The sequence below is a fragment of the Paenarthrobacter sp. CM16 genome (assembly GCF_013179505.1).
GTDB lineage: Bacteria > Actinomycetota > Actinomycetes > Actinomycetales > Micrococcaceae > Arthrobacter.
Genome location: NZ_JABMCX010000076.1, coordinates 1 through 17461, shown reverse-complemented (window position 1 = coordinate 17461; position 17461 = coordinate 1). Strand labels below are relative to the sequence as shown.

Sequence of the window (17461 nt, the reverse complement as noted above, 5' to 3'; positions counted from 1 at the left end):
CGCCACAACCAGGCACTCATCGCCCTGGCACGACGACGCTGCGATACCCTCTACGCCATGCTCCGCGACGGCACCCTCTACCAACCCCCAACACCCGCAACCGCTTGACGAAAAACATAGGGGCACTATCACCGGGTGATAGAGCGACCGGCTCAAGCCCGCGGGACGTGAGAGAGCGTGCGGGTGGGGGACGGCGAAGGCCGGGAACCTCCTCGAACCGATCAACAGGTTCAGGGAAGCTCCCGGCCTTCAGGAAACTACTCTTGGGAATTTACAGCTGTGGGCTACTTCTTGGCGCCCTTTTCCCAGCCGAGGGTGGTCCAGTCCGGAACGTTGGAGAGGCTCTGGAACAGCGACGGGCCGTAGTTGGCCAGGCCTGTCCGCACGAACTGGATCTCCGGGCCGTTCATCACGACGCCCATGGAGAAGTACTTCTCCATGTGCTTCTTCTCTACGTCCATGGCGGCCTTGTTGCGCTCGGCGTCATCGGCAATGGTCGAAAGACGCTTGATTTCTGCATCAAGCTCAGCGTCGCCGAGGCCGTTTTCGTTGGTCTCGGACTCGTAGTACTGCTTCACGGCGTCGGTAGCATCCGGGCCCACGGTGTAGCCGGAGATGGTGACATCGAACTCGCGGGAGCCAACAACCTTGCCGAAGTCAGCATCGCCGCGCTGGTCGATGGACACATCCATGCCGGCAGCCTGGAGCTGCTTCTGCAGCGTCTGCGTGGTGGCAGCGGTGGTGGGGTCATCACCGAAGTTGGTGATCTTGAAGGCGACGGGGACGCCGTCCTTGGCCATGATGCCCTTGTCGTTGGCCGTGTAGCCAGCGTCCGTCAGGACCTTCTTGGCAGCTTCAGCACCGGTGTCCTTCACAGGGTAGTTGTCCTGGTAGTACTCGGAGAACGGCATGAGCATCATGGAGCCCGAGCTCTCTTCGGACCAGTTCAGGCCGTTGAAACGGACGTCGCGGATGGCCTTGCGGTCGACGGCGGTGAAGATCGCCTTGCGTACGGCAACGTCGGTGAGGGCGGGGCGCTTGGCGTTAAGGTTCAAGCCACCGGCAAACAGGCGCTGGCCACGGCGGATCTCGGAGTTGGTGGTCCCTTCGAGCTGCTTGTAGCGGCCCAGGGTACGTCCGTTGGCTGCGTCGATTTCACCGTTCTTGAAAGCAGCGATCGTTGCGCTCGGCTCCATCTGGCGCCAGATGACCTTTTCGAGGACCGGCTTCTGGCCCCACCACTTCTCATTGGGAACCATGGTGACGGTCTTGGCGGTGGTGTCGTAGTTTTCCACCTTGAACGGGCCGGCCATCCACTCGGGGTGCATGTTGCCGGCGAATCCGGTGTTGAAGGTCTCCGCGGTGTTGTTGGCGGGGTGGATCAGACCGAAGAAGAGGGAGTCCAGCGGGTAGACCGGCTGGGTGGTGGTGACAACGACTTCCTTGTCATTGGCGCCGGCCTCCACCGAGTCAACAAAGGCGTAGTTGCCTGCGGTGACGATGTCGATGGCCTTGTCTTCACCCTTCAGCATGTTCCAGGTGTTTTGGAACGTCTTCACGTCGATGGGCGTGCCATCGTTCCAGGTGGCCTTCTCATTGACCTTGATGGTGATGGTCTGCTTGCCATCCTTGACTTCGCTCTTGACCTCTTCGCAGAAGTCCTTGTTCGGCTCGGCCTTGCCGCTGAAGTCCAGCTTCCAGCAGCCACCAATGCCACCGCTGCTGATGGCAGCCGTGTTGACCGGTGTCAGCAGTGCCGAAGTATCGGCGCTGTTACCAACGTTTGAGAAACCGTTGAAGTCAGGACCGATGCTGCCTACGGCCAGGGTGACTGTGCCGCCCTGTTCCAGGTCCTTTGCTTCCTTGGCGTTGACGCTGATCAGCTTGCTGATGTCACCGCCACTTTCTTCTGCCTTCTGCGAGGCCGGACCCGACGGCGTTCCCCCGCCGCAAGCGGTCAGCATGAGCGTTGCTACGAGCGCTACGCCGCCGATCGTCGTGTATTTCTTCATGGTTTGCCCTTCATGTTTACGACTGGAAATTCATTTGCGAGTTGAGACCAGGGATTCATTTCAAATGCGTCATATGTCGTCAGGCATGCACCACCAGCATGTCGGCGTCTATCTCTCCGTCCGGGAAGAAGCATGCGAAGTCCTGTGCGCCTTCCTCCTCAGAAGCCAGTGGCGGCTCCAGAGTAAGGCACTTTTCCTGCTTTGCGGCAGGTAGTGCGGCAAATACGGGACAACGGGTGGCGAAATTGCATCCCTTGGGCGCATCAAGCGGACTGGGCAGGTCGCCCTCCAGGATGATGCGTTCCCGGGTGCGTTCAAGCTGCGGATCCGGTACGGGGATCGCCGACAGCAACGCCCTGGTGTAGGGGTGGCGCGGGTTGTCGAACACATCGTCCACGTCACCGGTCTCCACGATATTGCCGAGATACATGACGGCAACGCGGTCCGAGATGTGGCGGACCACTGAGAGGTCGTGGGCCACCATGAGGTAGCTGAGGCCGAGTTCGGCGCGAAGTTGGTCCAGTAGGTTGATGACACCGGCCTGCACTGACACGTCCAGTGCGGAGACCGGTTCGTCCAGGACCACGAGCTTCGGGTTGACCGCGAGCGCCCGGGCAATGCCGATGCGTTGGCGCTGGCCGCCGGAAAACTGGTTGGGGAAGCGGTTCACGTGGTCCGGCTGGAGGCCCACCAGTTTCATGAGTTCCATGATGCGTTTCCGGATGGCGGCCTTGGGCATGCCCAGGTTTTCCAGCGGTTCGGCCAGGACCTCGTACACCGTGAAGCGCGGATCCAAGGCACCCGTGGGGTCCTGGAACACCATTTGCATTTCCTTGCGCATGGCCATCTTGGTCTTGTGGTCCGTGGCTACTTTGTTACTGACGCCGCCGATCACCACTTCGCCCACCTGGTCCGGGTGGAACTCCATGATCTCCAGGAGCGTGGTGGTCTTGCCGCAGCCGGACTCGCCCACGATCGAGACGCACTCGCCTTCGCGGATGTCGAAACTCAGGCCATCCACGGCCTTGACCGTGCCGATCCGTCGCTTGATCAAGGCACCCTTGAGCAGCGGGAAGTGCTTTTTTACGTCCTTGAGTTCCAGTACCTTGTCGCGCTCGACCCGGGCTACGCCGTCGAACTTTGAAACGGGCTTGGGCGGCGCGTGGAAGATCTTGTGCGCGTCGGCGTTGCCGGACAGTTCCTCGGCTTTGATGCAGGCGGCCTTGTGTCCCAGGGTCTGGCCCTCAACACCGGGCACAGAAACTCCGGGCACGGGGAACAGTTCCGGCTCTCCGTGCAGGCACGCGTCGCTGACCATGGGGCAGCGGGCCGCGAACGAGCATCCGGTGACGGGGAGCGCGAGGTTGGGCGGAGTGCCCTCGATGGGAACCAGCGACTGCTTGGTGGCGGTGTCGATCCGCGGAACGGCGCCCAGGAGGCCCAGCGTGTACGGCATCCGCGGGTTGTAGTAAATGTCCTCCACGGTGCCGGTTTCCACCGGCTTGCCCGCGTACATCACCATGATGTCGTCGGCCATGCCGGCCACAACACCGAGGTCGTGCGTGATCATGACGACGGCGGCGCCGGTCTCCTCTTGCGCGGTGTGCAGGACTTCGAGCACCTGCGCCTGGATGGTGACGTCCAACGCCGTCGTGGGTTCATCCGCGATGAGCACCCGCGGATCGTTGGCGATCGCGATCGCGATCATGACGCGCTGGCGCATACCGCCGGAAAATTCGTGCGGGAAGGCCTTCAGCCGGTCCTTGGGGCTGGGGATGCCCACCATTCGCAAGAGGTCGACGGCGCGGGCTTCTTTGGCCTGCTTGCTCATGGTGGGGTTGTGGACCGTGAGCGCCTCGATGATCTGGGTGCCCACCGTATAGACGGGTGTGAGGGACGACAGCGGGTCCTGGAAGACCATGGCGATGTCGCTGCCGCGGTGCTTGCACATGGCTTTGTCGCTAAGCCCCAGCAGTTCCTTGCCCTTGAAACGGACGGAACCGGTGATGTCGGCGGTTTCGGGGAGGAGTCCCATGACGGCCATGGAGGTGACGGACTTGCCCGAGCCGGATTCGCCCACAATGCCCAAGGTTTTGCCCGGCATGAGGTCGAAGTCCACTCCGCGGACGGCGTGGACCACGCCATTCTCGGAGTTGAAGCGGACGTTGAGGTCCCGGACGCTCAGGACGGCGTCCCCGGGTGAGTAGAGTCCGGCGTCGCGGAGGCGCTCGACGGGTGTGGTGTTGGTGCTCATTTGGTGACCTTCTTTGCGGTCTTGGTCTTCGCCCGGCCGATGGAGCTGGAGCTGGGATCGAACGCGTCACGGAGGCCGTCGTTCATCATGGCCAGCGAACCGGTCAGCAGGAACATGACGGTCAGCGGGACCCAGAACATCCAGGGGAAGGAGGACACTTGGCCCGTGGCCTGACCGATGAGGACACCGAGGCTGACGTCGGGAAGCTTGATACCGATGCCGATGAAGGAGAAGGCCACCTCGGCAAGGATCGCGCCGGTGATGCCGCGGGTGAAGTCCAGCACCAGCAAGGAGCCGATGTTGGGAACCAGGTGGCGCCACACGATGCGGCGGGACGGGACACCCATGTACTTGGCGGCTTTGACGTAGTCGCGCTGCATGAGGGACATGGACAGCGACCGCACCAGGCGGGCGGTTCCCATCCAGCTGAAGAACAGCAGCACCACCACCAGCAGGAGCCAGCTGGGAAGGTCCTTCAGGCCCCCGCTGCCGCTGGTTGCCACGGCAACTACCAGGATGGCGGGCATCATGATGAGGGCTTCGAGGATGAAGAGCATGGTGGCGTCCACCTTGCCCCCGAAGAACGCCATGGTGCAGCCGTACACAGCGGAGATCAGCACGGACACCCCGCCCACTATCAAGCCGATCAGGATCGATGTCCGGGTGCCGTCCACAATGAGCGCCATGAGGTCGATGCCGGCTTGCGTGGTGCCCAGCAGGTGGTCCGGGGAGGGCGGCATACCAATGTTCAAAGGATCAAGGGTGTCCTTGTCCCATTGGGTCAGGAACCCACCGAAAATAGAGAAGAGGAACAAGGCAACGAAGATGAATAAACCCGCGACGGCGGTCCGGTTGCGCATGAAGCGGCGGAAGATGATGCGGGACTTCCCGATGACGACGTCTTGGTCGCCCACCCGGGACTCGTCGATTTCCGCAATGGGGTCAATGATGTTGGTCATTACTGGACCCTCACTCGTGGATCGACCAGCGTGGTGGCGAAGTCGGCAAGGATGGCGCCGATCGCGAAGATCACCGAACCGTACGCAAGCGTGGCAGTGGCAACGTTGACGTCCTGAAGGCTGATGGCCTGGATGCTCCAGAGTCCGATGCCGGGCCAGGCGAAGATGGCTTCGGCGAAGAAGCCGCCGGTAAAGATTGCGGGGATAGTGAACGCAATGCTCTGGGCCACCGGGATGAAGGAGACGCGCAGTGCGTGCTTCCTGATGGCTTGGTTCCGGGTGAGCCCCTTGGCCCGTGCGGTGCGGACGAAGTCGGCATTGACGTTGTCCAGGAGGTACTGCCTCTGGGCGATCTGGTAACCGGCCCAACCGAAGATGGTCATCGCGAAGGTGGGCACGGCGTAATGGGCCACAAGGTCAACGAAAGCCGGCCAGCCTGGCTCGATTCCCGGCGTCGAAATTCCCGTGACGAAGAAGATGCGCTCGCCCACGGCCTCGTTGATGCTGATGGCACCGAGTTGCACCAGGAAGTATGCGATGGGTGCGGGGAGGATGTGGACCAGGTAGCTGTAGGACGTGATGACGCGGTCCTGGAACTTGTACTGGCGCGCTGCTGAGTAGACGCCGAGGGCGACGCCGATGACCAGGGTCAGGATGATCGAGGCGATGAACAGCCGGGTGGAAACCATCACGCGATCGGCGAACTCGGCGTTGACAAAGGCCCCGTTCGGGCTGCGGCCCCAGTCCCAGCGGGTGAGAATGCCACCGAGCCATTCGATGTAGCGTTCCCAGGCGTTCTTCTCCGGGTCCAGGCCCAGCCCCCGGAAGGAGGCATTGACCTGCTCGGGAGTTGGCCGCGGGATTTTCTCTTGCTCCAAAACTGCGGGCTTGAGCGATGAGACCGCCAGGAAGTACCCGGCGCTTGTGGTCAGGAAGATCATGATCAGGTAAATGCCCGACCGCTTCATCAGATATTTCAGCATGTCGGGTGGCTGCCCCGAATCGTGGCAAAACTCAAAGCTCGTCCTTCCGCGGTTCCCGGCTGTGGCCGGCGTCAGCTACGAATTGGCGCAGCGGGTTGTTGGGTCCCCCGCACCCCTTCAGTGATCACCAGCCGTGTATGGCATGCGTCACATTCAAGAGGAAACTACCACAATAACTGCTTCACGTTTTGCCAGCGCGCCTCCAGATTGGCGCCTTGCAGCCAGATTGTTATGTGCAGACTGCGTCACGATATTGATGCGCCGGGGACTTGAGCGCACACCCTTGGGACTTGGGGCCTCGGGGCCCTGGGGATTGCCTGCTCGCGGCTGGGGGAATGGGTGCGCTAACAGGGCCGCGGGAGGCTGGCCGACACCCCGCTCATCCAGGGGGGTCAGGTGGTGCGCAGCAGGCGGGTGACCAGCTCGCGCCAGGAATCCGTGAGGCGCGTGGGCGATATCCCGCGGACGCGGACGTCGTCCACAATGCGCTCGGGGTCCAGTGCGTACGTCAGGGACATGGCCATGACCCATGGATCGGCGATCCCGGCCTCCCGCAGCAGGACTTCCATATGACGGTGCGAGAGCTTGGTGGCCGGGACATCGAACCTGTTGCGGGTGGCAGCTCCCGCGGCTTTGAGGAGTTCGCCGTTTTCCAGGACGAAGTAGATCCGCCCTTCGCCAAAGGCAATGAGGCGTTCTTTTGGTGCGGCGCCGGGTCCCAACGGAGGCGGTCCGAACATGAATCCCCGCTGGAATTCGGACTCCGAGTCACTCAGCAGGGTCATCATGAGCCCCGCCCTGCTCCCGAACCGGCGGAAGACAGTCCCCTTGCCCACGTGCGCTTTACAGGCGAGCGCATCCATGGTCAGGGCTTCAGCCCCGAACTCAGCCACGAGGTCCCGGGCAGCATTGAGCAGACGCTCGCGATTCCTCGCTGCGTCGCTGCGCTCATGGGGCGCACCTAAGGGCACGTCCGGCCTCATGGGGATCGAGCTCACAGAAATATTCTAGACCCGGGAATAGAAACCGGACCGCAGTCCGTTTAGTATCGATGAAGGCCCCAAAGCCAAGACATCGAACGGCCGGCACCCCAATCGGCCAGACACAAGGAGACACCATGTCCAAGAGCACCGTTCTTACCCTCGTCGGCAGCCTGCGCGCCGACTCCCACAACAAGAAGCTCGCCGAGGCCATCCAGCTGAACGCTCCGGAGAACGTTGACGTGCAGATCCATGGCTCCCTGGGCACCATCCCGTTCTACAACGAGGACATCGACGTCGAAGGTCAGGTCCCCGCCGAAGCCGCAGCACTCCGTGCCGCAGCAGCCGAGGCCGACACCATCCTGCTGGTCACCCCGGAGCACAACGGCACCATGCCCGCATCGCTGAAGAACGCCATCGACTGGCTGTCCCGCCCGTTCGGCGCCGGCGCCCTGTCCGGTAAGCCGACCGCCGTCGTCGGAACCGCCTTTGGCCAGTTCGGTGGCGTGTGGGCCCAGGACGAAGCCCGCAAGGCCGCGGGCATCGCCGGCGCCAAGGTCCTCGAAGACGTCAAGCTGGCCGTTCCGGGCTCCATGATCCGCTTCGCTGAACTGCACCCGAAGGACGACGCCGAGGTAGTAGAGCAGATCAAGGGCATCTTCGAGCCGCTGACCGCCGCTCAGGACGAAGAAGCAGCAGCCTAGTCTTTCGCCTTCAATGCCCCCGTTCCGCTTTCCGCGGGGCGGGGGCATTGACGTTCCCGACGCCTTCCCGGACTGCTGGCTGCTTCAGCGTGATCAACTCTTGTCCGAACCGTCACCGTAGCGGGATGTTGTGTTCCGCCCACCCGTCCTAACGTTGGAGGTACAGGTGGACGGACAGGAGCGCGGAGCTGTCATGCATGCCGGACGGGGACCAAAAAGTACGACGGCGATCGCGGCTGCCTGCCTCGTCTTCGGCCTGTGGGTGGTTGGCTGCACTGCTGTCCCCGCAGATCCTGCTGTTCCCGAAGGTGCAGCCCCTCTGCCGACCGTCTCCGTGACGCCGCCGGCACCCACACAGAGCGCTACGCCTTCTGCGTCCGGCCCTGTTGCCTCGACTTCTGCCCCCACAATCGCTGGCAAGCCTTCCGTTTCCGTGTCCGCCGGGCCGCCTGCGCCGGCAACACCAACACCGCCGGCACCTTCATCCACTCCCCCAGGCACCCCGGACGCTTCCGCGGCCGCCCCCACCCAGCCACGTGCCGTCGTCGAGCCTTCCCCCGAACCGGGAACCAGCGCTCCGGAGCCCTCAGAAACCGGGACGGTCATGACCGTGGATGCTTCCGGTCCCGCGGTCTACTACGTGGCAATTGACGACGGCGGCTCCCGCGGCGTGCGGTTCGGCTGCAACGACAGCCTGGTGCCCGTCAGGGGCGTGGCCGTGCCCGGCGACCCGTTGTCCGTGGCGCTCGCCCGGTTGCTGGAGGCGGGGATGCCCGTGGACGGCGATGCCGCCCTTTACGACGCCCTGGCCGGTTCCTCCCTGCGCTACCTTTCCGGCTACATGAGCGGGGCTACGGTGGTGGTGAACCTCAGCGGAACACTGCGGCCCGGTGGCGTGTGCGACATTCCGCGCATCCAGGCTCAGCTGACGCAGACAATCGTGGCAGCCAGTGGTGCCTCGCGGGCCGAGATCTACGTCAACGGCAGGACCTTGACGGAGGCCCTGAGCGTACGCTGAGCATAGCTTTGGCCACTGGCGAGGGTCCGGCGACGGTATCTTCGAGCGCTGGGCTGACGCATCACGCCGTCGCGATGGCCAGCACCCGGCGCAACGCCCATGCCACCCGCAATAACGCCAGGACCGAGGCGAACGCCAGCACAAACACGAGGGCTTCGGGAATCCACAGCCCGGTGGATGCGCCTCCTTCAAGCACCATGGTGACCAAGGCAGCAACCAACAGCAGCCCAAGCCCCGGGATGGCGAACAGGAACACTTCCCCGATCTGCCGCCGATGGGTTGCCGAGAGTTTCTCCAAAGGGAGCTCCCGTTGGCCTGGCGGGGCCTTCTTGCCCAGCACGTTGATGAGCATGGAGACGCTGGTGAGAGTCAGCCCGGCAGTGGCCCCCGCCAAGGTGGCGAGCGTCTGGAAGAGGGTCCGGCGGGTTCCGGCGTCGGCCCCTTCAAGTAACAGCGGCTGCCGGGCCAGCAGCGCGATGCCAAGCCAGATCAGGACCGCAAACACCGCCCACAGGTAGTCGGCAGTGGGGTGCAGCAGGAACCACCGCCACCGTGTGCGTCGCCGCCCGTTGCGTTGGATATCAACCTCGTACAAGCTCATGGCCCGCACCGCCCGTCGCGGTTTTGTCAGGGAGCGCAGCGGCTTTATTGGGCAGCGTCCCAGCTTTGTCAGGGAGTGTCGCCGCGGCGAGGGCCTCCCGCGCTGCAGCCATTCCGCCGGCAACAAGGTCCGGCACGAGGCCTGGGTCAGCGGTGCCCTTGACGTCCGGCAGGGTCCTTGCAAAGAATGCCTCGTTATCCCTGGCTTGCTTGTTGAGGATGGTGACGGCCTCGGCTACGGATTTCTGCGGATCATTGAATACATCCGGATCAACGTCAATGTGCGAAATGAACCGCTCCTTCAACAAATCCACCACCTCGCGGTCACCGGTCAGGGAATCCTTGCCCTCGGCCACCACGTAGTCAAAGTGCTCCACGGAACCGGCGCGGCGGAAGAGATCGATGAGTTGTTGGATGCGTTCCCTGATCCGCTGTTTGTCCTCCGCTTTCCCGGCCCGCCCAACACTCAGGGAAATCCGGAATGTCCCTTCGTTCATGAGGCGCGAGGCACTGTCCAGGACGTCTGCCCATTCGCCTTCCATCAGTTTCCCCGAGAGGCGCTCGGCGGGGAGTGCGAACTCGAAACGGCTGACTTCAAGCCGGGTGAGGATCTCCTCAACGTCCTCCCTCACAACGGGGACCAAGGTGAGCTCCAGCCCCAGCATTCCCCCAAGATACTCACCCATTCGGGATGCCCGGGGGCCGTTGCCGCTGGTGAGCACGGCAATCACGTTCCTCTTCAGGAATGCGAAGTACGTGGTTTCAAGAAGGTGATCGCCCGGAGCCAGCGGGAGCGGTTTACGCCGGCCCAGGGCATCACCAACGCTCGGCAGATTGGTCTCCCGTACCCGGTCGAGCAGTAGCACCGGATGCGGCGAGGATGTCACCGCCTGGGCGAGCAGTATCGTTCCGTCCGCACTGGTGAAATGCCGATCCGTCGCGGCATCCTGGGCGTTCTTCAGGACCTCCGCCACCCGGCGCGCAGGAAAGGGACGGTTGAGCTCATCACCGTTCAACTGTTCGATGCGCCAGAACTGCACACTGCGCCGTGCCATCCATACTCCCCTGCCGTGGTGGCTTTTCCTTCTGATCCCAAGGTATCGGCGGGGTCCGACATTAAAGGCGGGCGCCGCCGTCGTGCGTTGCATCAGTTCACAAGCTGTACTTGGGTCCCTCCACAAACAGTGCGTCCATCTCGTCGTGGCTACGCGTACCAGCGAGCCCGGCCCAGTTGCCGTCACCCAGGATCTCTTTAGCCACCCGCGCAACTTTGGCGTAGGCCGCTTTGGCAGTGTTGCCGCCGATGCTGACGCGGCGCACGCCGGCGTCGTGCAGTTCCAGCGGGGATGGCGCACCTACTCCCGCCAGGGCGTTCAACGGCGCCGGTATCCGGCTGGACAGTTCGTGGAGAACATGAAGATCGACGACACCGGGCACGAAGACGCCGTCCGCGCCGGCAGTGAGATAGGACTCGGCACGCCGCAACGTCTCGTCGAAGGCTGTGTCCTCGAAGCCACCGGACAGATAGGTATCCGTGCGGGCATTGATGAACAACGGGATCCCGCGGTCGTCTGCGGCCGCACGGATGAGGACGATCCTGCGCGATTGTTCGGCGATATCGGTGAGCGGTTCCATGGCTGAGTCCTCGATGTTGATGCCTACGGCCCCTTCGTCCAGGACGGCGTGGACGGTAGCCCTCAGTTCATCGTCGGTGCGCCCGTATCCGGTTTCGATGTCGGCGGTGACCGGCAACGTGGTGGCGCCGACTATGCGGCCCAGGGCTGCCATGGCCAAGCCCCACGGCACATGGTCCCCGTCCCGGAATCCCAGGCTCCAAGAGACGGCGGAGCTTGACGTAGCGATCGCCGTCGCCCCTGCTTCCTGGACCACCCGGGCCGATGCAGCGTCCCACACGTTGACCAGCACCAGCGGCGCGGGCCCGGCGTCATGGAGTTTGTGGAATTGCTCGGCCTTGGTCACGGATCCGCGGTGCGCTGTCATAGCTACATTCCAGCCCTTCCGCATCGCAAGGTAAAGCGCCGAATGCCAGACTAGGAGATGTTTGAAAACAACTGTTGCCTCATTAGCAACATCGAGGAGTATCCTGTCACTGTGACCCACGAAACATTGGATGCCGGCGCAACGTTGCCCGCTGAAGCCATCGACGCCATTGAGCGTGCCGCCACGGCCGCCCACCCGCACGAGGAACTGTTCTCGGCGCGGGCCGCCAACATCAAGCAGTCCGCAGTTCGGGATGTCTTCGATATCTCGATGCAGCCAGGACTTGTCTCCCTCGCCGGAGGCAACCCCTATCTGCAATCCCTGCCGCTGGAAAAGCTGGGACAAACCGCCGCCCGCATCATTGCCGAAGAAGGAATGACCGCACTGCAGTACGGCGGCGGCCAAGGTACCGAGGAACTCCGCCGGCAGATCTGCGATGTCATGGCAGCCGAGGGCATTACCGATGCCCTGCCGGAAAACGTGGTGATCACCGCGGGCTCACAGTCGGCGCAGGACGTTGCCACCAAGGTCTTCTGCAACCCGGGCGATGTTGTCCTCGTGGAAAACCCCACGTACGTGGGCGCGCTGAATACTTTCGAGGCGTACCAGGTTGAGGTGCAGCCGATCGACATGGACGACGACGGCCTGGTACCCGAGCTTCTCGAGGCCAGGATCGCTGCGCTCCAGTCCGAGGGCAAGAACATCAAGTTCCTGTACACCATTCCCAACTTCAATAACCCCTCCGGGATCACGCTGGCGGAAGAGCGCAGGCAGCGGATCGTCGATATATGCCGCAACGCGAATATTATCGTGCTTGAAGACAACCCCTACGGACTCCTGCGCTTCGACGGGCACCCGATCGCACCCATGCGCGCCGCCAACCCGGATGATGTCATCTACTTCGGCTCCTTCTCCAAGATCTTCGCTCCCGGGCTGCGCATTGGCTGGGCACTGGTCCCCGCCCACCTGCAGCGACGTTTCTACCTCGCGTCAGAGGCAGTAACCCTCTGCCCTCCCCCGCTGAACCAAATGCTGGTCTCGGCATATCTGCGGGAATACGACTGGGAAGGCCAAATTGACACGTACCGGACGCTCTATGCCGAACGCTGCCAGGCGCTTCTGTCCGCGCTCGATGAGTACATGCCCTCAGGCCTGACATGGACGCGGCCGGACGGCGGCTTCTTTGTATGGGTGACGTTGCCCGAAGGCGTGGATACCTATCCGCTGCTCGGAAAAGCGATTGACGCCGGCGTCGTCTTCATCCCCGGCGCAGCTTTCTCCCCAGCCGAGGGCCCTTCCAACAAGCTCCGGTTGGCTTTCAGTGCGGTGCCGCCGGATACGATTGCCGAAGGCGTCCGCCGCTTGGCACCAGTTTTGGCAGCAGCCATCACAGCCATCAATGAAGGAGCAGCACAATGACCGGAGTTGTGATTGTCGGAGTAGACGGCAGCGAGACGGCAATGAGGGCAGCCGAGGCCGCCCGGCAACTGGCGATCGGCCTCGGGGCCAGCCTGCGCGTTGTCAGCGCGTTCGACAGCAACCGCACAGAGGTGGTTGAGATTGGCACCGACAAATGGATCGTGTCCGACGCCGCCGAAGCAGAAACCGTAGCCCGAACCGTTGCCGAACGCCTGGCGCATGAGGGCCTCACCATCACCTACTCCGCAGCCCGCGGGAAGCCCGGCGAAGCCTTGGTGAAGGAAGCCGAAATGCAGGATGCCAGCCTGATCGTGGTAGGGAACCGCCGCATGCAGGGACTGGGCCGGGTACTCGGCAGCGTGGCCAACACCGTGGCGCACACTGCCCCGTGCGATGTCTACATCGCCAAGACCGACCAGCCGTAAAGCGAGCCGCATCACGCCGCCGGGTGGGGAGCCTCACCCGGCATTTGGCGTTTTTTGGGCCTTGCCCCTGAAGTCATCGTTATAAAATCGAGATGCCCCAATGGCGCGTGCTACCTCCACTTACTGACTTCAAGGGATCATTTTCTTGCTTACTTTGCAGCCGCGCCAGCGCGTGGGACACGACATCCTTCTTGCCCGCCATGGCAACAGCATCAGCACCATGCGCTATGACCGCAGCAACGACCGCATCATCGCAATGCTCGACGACGGCTCTTGGGACAGCGCCCCCAACGTCATCAGCCCCGGCCTGGACATGCCGGAGACCTTTGGCAGCGTGTTCCGCAAGGACTGGCGCTTCCTGTCCCTGGCATGCGTGGCGATGGTTACCATCGCAGCTGTTGCCATGGGCATCAGCGTGGAAATGGCCAACAACATGTCCACCACCGAACTCCAAGCACTCCTGGTCAGCTACCCCGCGTTCTAGGCCGGAACGCTGGGCCAACGCAGCGAATTGTGCCCGTGGTTTCGAAAGCCTAGAGCATCCATTCCCGCAGCAGCCACCACAGCCCGGCAATCACCACTCCGCCAAACAGTGAGCCAACAATCACCTGGCCCAAGGTGTGGGCGCGCAGGACCAGCCGCGACCAGCCCACCGCCGGTACCAAAAGCAGCACAGGCAACCAAGCAGGTCCAAACATCGCGACCACAATGACCGCCGCCGCAGCCAGGGCAGAGGCATGCCCGCTCATCTTCCAGAAGGCGCTCACCACTGCCAGTATGGCGATCCCGCCAATAAGCGCGATGATCATTACCGATACGCTGGCGGGGCCGTTCAGCAGCTGCAACACTCCCAGCCCGACCACCACCGAGACCAACGCCATCAGCAACAACGCCGGCCGTTGGCGACGGTCGCTGACATGGTGGTCCGTGATCCTGCCCAGCCTGACCATGACCAGCACGTACGCCAGTGGCAGAACACAGACGAACACTGCGGCCAGGAGACCGAACCACATGGTCCCCGGAAACCCTGGTTCGATTGCCGGGCTGATCAACAGCAGGACCATCACCACAACCGGCGGTTGGAACACTTCCGTCAGTACCCTGGCAACGGTGCGCCATGCCCCCGTGACCAGCTGAGGGGGTACATGCCCGGAATCCGTGGCCCCAGCTTCGGGGTAGGAAGCCGTCCCCGGACCCCGAGATGCTGACCCGTCAGTCAAGCAACAGCGCCGGTTCTTCAAGAATGGCAGCGACATCGGCCATGAAGCGTGCCGACAAGTCGCCATCCACCACCCGGTGATCGAACGAACCGCCCAGCGTGGTGATCCAGCGCGGAATGACTTCCCCGTCCAAGACCCACGGTTTCTGCTTAATCGTTCCGAAGGCAATGATGGCCACCTCGCCCGGATTGATGATGGGCGTTCCGGTATCGATGCCCAAGGCGCCGATATTGGTGATGGTCAGGCTTCCGCCCTGCATCTCCGCCGGTTGGGTCTTGCCCGCGCGCGCCTTGGTGGCCAGATCGTTGAGGGCCAAAGCCAATTCCTTGAGGGAAAGGTCCTGGGCGTCCTTGATGTTCGGGACCATGAGGCCACGCGGGGTTGCGGCCGCGATGCCCAGGTTCATGTAGTGCTTGACCTGGATCTCGGCGTTTCCGTTTCCGTCCACATTGTCCACCCACGTGGCGTTGACGCTGGGGTTGCGTGCCGCGGCCCAGATCACGGCCTTGGCGAGGATCAGCAAGGGTGAAACCTTGATGCCTTCGAAGTCCCGGGATACTTTGAGTCGTTTGACGAACTCCATGGTCCGGCTGGCATCGACGTCCACAAAGATGCTGACGTGCGGGGCCGAGAACGCCGACTCCACCATGGCCTTGGCGGTCGCCTTCCGCACACCCTTGACGGGCAGGCGTTCAATGCGCTGATCCTGCGGCTTCTTGGACGCACCCCAGAACGAGTCAGCCTGATCGTGCTCGGCATCGCGCTGCGCTTGGTAGCTCACCAGATCCTCACGGGTCACCTCGCCGCGATGGCCTGTGGCCACGACATCCGCGAGGTCAATGCCCAGGTCACGGGCAAACTTGCGGACCGGCGGCTTAGCCAGGACCCTGTTGACCAGGCCGCTGATGGTACCGCTGAGGGCAGCACCGCGGGATACCGCTACCGGGGTTCCCGCTCCTTGGCTTGGCTGCACGGCCGGTGTTTGGGTAGCCGGTTGCTGGGTGACCGGCGAGGCGGTGACCGGCGAGGCGGTGACGGACCCGACGGCGGTGCGTGCCGGCGTCGTGCGGTGCGAAACCGGCACTTCGGCCGCCTTTGCTTCAACGACTGCCTGGTGGTCCTGGACTGTACCTTCGGCGTTTTCGGCGATCGTGGCTGCTTCAACGGCACCGGCCGGACGCTTCCGCGCACGGCGCTTGACGGCATCGGCCTTTGGTCCGGAGCCCACCAACGGGCCACCGGCGGGACGGTTGTCGTCTTGGTCGTCATCAACGGACAGCTTGCCGTACATCGGCATCTCGACGGCGGGGGCTTCCGGCGCTGCCTCGCCCGTGGTACCTGTTGCGTCCCCGGCGTCTGCGGTGCCGCCGGTACCTGCTGCGTCGTCTGCGCCTTCGGATACAGCGATGATCGCCGTGCCGACCTCCACCGTGATTCCCTCTTCCACCAGCAACTCCGTCACCGTTCCGGCGAAGGGAGATGGCAGTTCAACGAGGGATTTGGCCGTTTCGATCTCACACAGGACATCGTTGATTGCCACGATGTCGCCGGGCTTGACCTTCCAAGCCACTACCTCGGCCTCGGTCAGTCCTTCGCCGACGTCCGGCAGGTTGAATTTCTTTACAGTCACAGTGGTCCTCGATTTCCGGTTACCAGGCAGCGAAGCCGGGCAGGATCAGGGCGGTTGAGTAGGCCAGGCGGGCGCTTAGTAGGACAGCGAACGGTCGAGTGCTTCGAGGATCTTGTCGATGTCCGGCAAGTAGTCCTCTTCCACCTTGGCGACGGGATACGGCATGTGGAATCCGCCCACGCGGATCACGGGAGCTTCCAAGTGGAGGAACGCCCGTTCGCTGATGCGTGCTGCGATTTCGCCTCCGATGCCGCCGAAAGTGGGGGCCTCGTGGGCGACGATCAAACGGCCCGTTTTCTTCACCGAGGCTTCCACGGTGTCAAAATCCAGAGGCGAGATGGAGCGGAGGTCAATAACCTCGATGCTCCGTCCGTCTTCGGTGGCGGCATTGGCTGCCGCCAGGGCCACGGGAACCAGCGGTCCGTAAGCCACGATGGTGGCATCGGTGCCCTCGCGGACAACGTGCGCCTTGAAGGGATCTTCTGAAAGACCGGCATTCTGGACATCCACTTCACCCTTGAGCCAGTAGCGGCGCTTGGGCTCGAAGAAGATGACAGGGTCCTGGCACTCAATGGCTTTCTGGATCATCCAGTAGGCATCGTGGGCATTGGACGGGGAAATGATGCGCAATCCCGCGGTGTGGGCGAACAGTGCTTCCGGCGACTCGGAGTGGTGTTCGATCGAGCCGATACCGCCACCGTAGGGAATGCGGATGACCACCGGAACGGTGAGTTTGCCAAGGCTGCGGGCATGGATCTTGGCCAGCTGGGTGGTGATCTGGTTGAAAGCGGGGTAGACAAAGCCGTCGAACTGGATCTCGCACACGGGTGAGTACCCACGCAACGCCAACCCAATGGCCGTACCCACGATGCCCGATTCCGCCAACGGCGTGTCCAGGACGCGATCATCACCGAACTCCTTGATCAGGCCATCGGTAACGCGGTAGACACCGCCAAGGTGTCCGATGTCCTCACCCATGAGCAGTGACTTGGGATTGTTCGTCAGAGATGCGCGGAGACCCTCGTTGATGGCCTTCGCAATGGTCATTGTTGCCATCAGTGAGCTGTCTCCTCGTCACTTTCGAAGCCGGCCGAGTATTCCTCGAACCAGGCCAGTTCCTCCGCAATCAGCGGGTGTTGTTCGGCGTAAACGCTGGCAAAGGCCTGCCGGATGTCCGGAACCTCAAGGCCATGCGTGGTGCTGCGGACGTACTTGGCCAGTTCATCGCCGTCGGCCTTGACCTGATCGAAGAATGC

The 17461-nt window shown here is 62.9% G+C and carries 16 protein-coding genes and 1 pseudogene; 5 read left to right on the top strand and 12 right to left on the bottom strand.

Annotated elements, in window-relative coordinates:
• Positions 1–284 precede the first annotated feature (284 nt).
• The 5 genes from HP499_RS08865 to HP499_RS08845 form a co-directional block, all read right to left on the bottom strand.
• Entirely contained in the window at positions 285–2012 is a 1728-nt protein-coding gene (locus HP499_RS08865; RefSeq protein WP_172323725.1) for an ABC transporter family substrate-binding protein, read from the bottom strand.
• A 79-nt stretch (positions 2013–2091) separates the two neighbouring features.
• Positions 2092–4266, bottom strand: coding sequence for an ABC transporter ATP-binding protein (locus HP499_RS08860; protein ID WP_172323724.1), 2175 nt, complete (start codon positions 4264–4266; stop codon positions 2092–2094).
• Positions 4263–5225, bottom strand: coding sequence for an ABC transporter permease (locus tag HP499_RS08855; RefSeq protein WP_172323723.1), 963 nt, complete (start codon positions 5223–5225; stop codon positions 4263–4265). Before HP499_RS08855 ends, HP499_RS08860 begins: the two co-directional genes overlap by 4 nt.
• A complete protein-coding gene (locus HP499_RS08850; protein ID WP_172323722.1) occupies positions 5225–6208 on the bottom strand; it encodes an ABC transporter permease in 984 nt (327 codons plus the stop codon). Before HP499_RS08850 ends, HP499_RS08855 begins: the two co-directional genes overlap by 1 nt.
• A gap of 392 nt (positions 6209–6600) precedes the next feature.
• A complete protein-coding gene (locus HP499_RS08845; protein ID WP_172323721.1) occupies positions 6601–7206 on the bottom strand; it encodes a TetR family transcriptional regulator in 606 nt (201 codons plus the stop codon).
• A gap of 119 nt (positions 7207–7325) precedes the next feature.
• Here HP499_RS08845 and HP499_RS08840 point away from each other — a divergent pair, with 119 nt between their 5' ends.
• Together HP499_RS08840 and HP499_RS08835 are read left to right on the top strand one after the other, a co-directional pair.
• Positions 7326–7892 carry an NAD(P)H-dependent oxidoreductase gene (locus tag HP499_RS08840; RefSeq protein WP_172323720.1) on the top strand — a complete coding sequence of 189 codons (567 nt, stop codon included), beginning with the start codon at positions 7326–7328 and terminating at the stop codon, positions 7890–7892.
• A 166-nt stretch (positions 7893–8058) separates the two neighbouring features.
• Complete coding sequence (locus tag HP499_RS08835; RefSeq protein WP_309138362.1) at positions 8059–8910, top strand: GerMN domain-containing protein; 852 nt, start codon at positions 8059–8061, stop codon at positions 8908–8910.
• A gap of 61 nt (positions 8911–8971) precedes the next feature.
• Here the strand turns inward: HP499_RS08835 and HP499_RS08830 are convergent, their stop codons facing one another.
• The 3 genes from HP499_RS08830 to HP499_RS08820 form a co-directional block, all read right to left on the bottom strand.
• Positions 8972–9511: a hypothetical protein gene (locus HP499_RS08830; RefSeq protein WP_172323719.1), complete on the bottom strand. Its 540-nt coding sequence runs from the start codon at positions 9509–9511 to the stop codon at positions 8972–8974.
• On the bottom strand, positions 9492–10565 hold the full coding sequence (locus HP499_RS08825) for a hypothetical protein (protein WP_253951480.1): 1074 nt from the start codon (positions 10563–10565) through the stop codon (positions 9492–9494). Before HP499_RS08825 ends, HP499_RS08830 begins: the two co-directional genes overlap by 20 nt.
• Positions 10566–10662: 97 nt before the next feature.
• Positions 10663–11511: an isocitrate lyase/phosphoenolpyruvate mutase family protein gene (locus HP499_RS08820; protein WP_172323718.1), complete on the bottom strand. Its 849-nt coding sequence runs from the start codon at positions 11509–11511 to the stop codon at positions 10663–10665.
• A gap of 111 nt (positions 11512–11622) precedes the next feature.
• Here HP499_RS08820 and HP499_RS08815 point away from each other — a divergent pair, with 111 nt between their 5' ends.
• The 3 genes from HP499_RS08815 (at position 11623) to HP499_RS08805 (ending at position 13839) form a co-directional block, all read left to right on the top strand.
• Positions 11623–12930, top strand: a complete 1308-nt coding sequence (locus HP499_RS08815) for a PLP-dependent aminotransferase family protein (RefSeq protein ID WP_172323717.1) — start codon at positions 11623–11625, stop codon at positions 12928–12930.
• Positions 12927–13355 carry a universal stress protein gene (locus tag HP499_RS08810; protein ID WP_172323716.1) on the top strand — a complete coding sequence of 143 codons (429 nt, stop codon included), beginning with the start codon at positions 12927–12929 and terminating at the stop codon, positions 13353–13355. The genes HP499_RS08815 and HP499_RS08810 overlap by 4 nt, the downstream gene beginning before the upstream one ends.
• Positions 13356–13527: 172 nt before the next feature.
• Positions 13528–13839, top strand: a complete 312-nt coding sequence (locus HP499_RS08805; protein WP_172323727.1) for a hypothetical protein — start codon at positions 13528–13530, stop codon at positions 13837–13839.
• Between the two features lie 49 nt (positions 13840–13888).
• On the opposite strand, the gene HP499_RS08800 is transcribed toward HP499_RS08805, so the two are convergent.
• The 4 genes and pseudogenes from HP499_RS08800 to HP499_RS08785 form a co-directional block, all read right to left on the bottom strand.
• On the bottom strand, positions 13889–14443 hold the full coding sequence (locus HP499_RS08800) for a phosphatase PAP2 family protein (protein WP_309138361.1): 555 nt from the start codon (positions 14441–14443) through the stop codon (positions 13889–13891).
• Between the two features lie 124 nt (positions 14444–14567).
• The gene (locus HP499_RS08795; RefSeq protein ID WP_172323715.1) at positions 14568–16205 is read right to left on the bottom strand and encodes a 2-oxo acid dehydrogenase subunit E2; all 1638 of its coding nucleotides are present in this window, start codon (positions 16203–16205) and stop codon (positions 14568–14570) included.
• A 75-nt stretch (positions 16206–16280) separates the two neighbouring features.
• Positions 16281–17261, bottom strand: a complete 981-nt coding sequence (locus HP499_RS08790) for an alpha-ketoacid dehydrogenase subunit beta (RefSeq protein WP_172323714.1) — start codon at positions 17259–17261, stop codon at positions 16281–16283.
• Positions 17261–17461 (bottom strand): annotated as a pseudogene (locus tag HP499_RS08785) (pyruvate dehydrogenase (acetyl-transferring) E1 component subunit alpha); the annotation flags it as partial. The pseudogene HP499_RS08785 and the gene HP499_RS08790, both read right to left, overlap by 1 nt.